This window comes from Agrobacterium sp. LR_9 (assembly GCF_041954855.1).
GTDB classification, from domain to species: Bacteria; Pseudomonadota; Alphaproteobacteria; order Rhizobiales; family Rhizobiaceae; genus Agrobacterium; species Agrobacterium leguminum.
Map to the genome: position 1 here is coordinate 1 of NZ_JAVAYA010000063.1, position 1,069 is coordinate 1,069.

The following is a 1,069-nucleotide window of genomic DNA, read 5'->3' on the forward strand; positions in this document are numbered from 1 at the left end:
TTTCAATCTGGCCTCATGCGGCCCATTTTTCCATAGCCATTTTCATTGCGAATGCGCTGGGTGTGATGTTGCCCAGCGACGAGTGAGGCCTGTTCTTGTTGTAATCCTCCTTCCATTCCGTGATTGCGGCGCGGGCTTGAGCGAGCGACGAAAACAGAGTCTCGTTGAGGCACTCGTCGCGGAAGCTGCCGTTGAAGCTTTCGACGAAGCCGTTTTGCATTGGCTTGCCAGGGGCGATGTAATGCCAGTCGACCTTGCTCTCCTGGCACCATTTGAGGATGGCCATGCTGGTCATCTCCGTCCCGTTGTCCGAGACGATCGTTCTCGGTTTGCCGCGTCTGGCGATGAGGCTGTCCAGTTCCCGGACAAGCCGAACGCCCGACAGGGATGTGTCTGCGACCAGGCACAGGCATTCACGGGTGAAGTCGTCGACCACCGCCAGAATACGGAACCGACGGCCGTCGGTGAAGGCATCGCTGACGAAGTCCAGGCTCCAGCGCTCGCCCGGACGCGACGGCAGAGCCAGAGGACGTCTCGTGCCCAAGGCCCGCTTTCGGCCGCCACGCTTGCGCACCGTCAGCTTCTCCTCGCGGTAGAGACGCCGAAGCTTCTTCAGGTTCATGACGATCCCCTGTCGGTCGAGCATCACGTGGATGCGCCGATAGCCGAAGCGGCGACGTTCGGATGCCACCTTCTTCATCGCCTTCCGAATGGACGCATCGTCCGGCCGGACACTGCAATATCGTATGCTCGACCTATCCACCGACAGAACCTCGCACGCCCGACGCTGGCTCACCCCGTGCTGCGCACGGACATGAGCCACCGCATTCCGCTTCACATCGGGCGTCACCATTTTTTTGAAGCGACATCCTTCAGAATCGCATTGTCCAGCATGGCCTCGGCCAAGAGCTTCTTCAGCTTGGCGTTCTCGTCCTCCAACGCCTTCAGCTTGCGAGCGTCGGACACATCCATGCCGCCATACTTCGTCTTGTATTTGTAGAAGGTTGCATTCGAGATGCCGTGCTTGCGGCAGACGTCCGCCGTCTTCGCGCCCGCCTCCTGCTCCTTC

The 1,069-nt window shown here is 60.0% G+C and carries 1 protein-coding gene; it reads right to left on the reverse strand.

From position 1 onward, the window contains the following. Nucleotides 1–13 precede the first annotated feature (13 nt). A protein-coding gene (locus RAC79_RS25590) for an IS3 family transposase (RefSeq protein ID WP_374997697.1) occupies nucleotides 14–1,069 on the reverse strand; the annotation gives its coding sequence in 2 pieces (ribosomal slippage) (nucleotides 14–861 and nucleotides 861–1,069; 1,057 coding nt annotated over the 2 pieces). This gene is flagged as partial in the annotation.